This window comes from Holdemanella sp. DFI.5.55 (assembly GCF_020593575.1).
GTDB lineage: Bacteria > Bacillota_I > Bacilli_A > Erysipelotrichales > Erysipelotrichaceae > Holdemanella > Holdemanella hominis.
The window spans coordinates 1-235 of the sequence record NZ_JAJDMK010000381.1; the positions used below are offsets into that span (position 1 = coordinate 1).

The following is a 235-nucleotide window of genomic DNA, read 5'->3' on the forward strand; positions in this document are numbered from 1 at the left end:
TGATGGAAAAGGCGATCTCATGGCAGGACAGTCAGCTCAATGCCATGCACCTGGCCTTGCTGAATGGCGGCCGCTTCATCTATATTCCAGATGGCACGATCGTCAAAGAGCCCATTGAACTGACCGTTGACTGTCCATTGCCTAACTATCATAATCTGGTGATCGTCGGTGCCGGTGCCCAGGCAACCATTGTCGAGCATCAAACCGCCACAAGCAGACAGCCGGCTTATTTTGG

General features: G+C 52.8%; 1 protein-coding gene. It reads left to right on the forward strand.

Going from position 1 to position 235, the window contains the following annotated elements; all coding sequences use genetic code 11:
* The coding region (locus LJE08_RS14505; RefSeq protein WP_227403651.1) for a hypothetical protein at positions 1-235 on the forward strand (235 nt) is incomplete at both ends.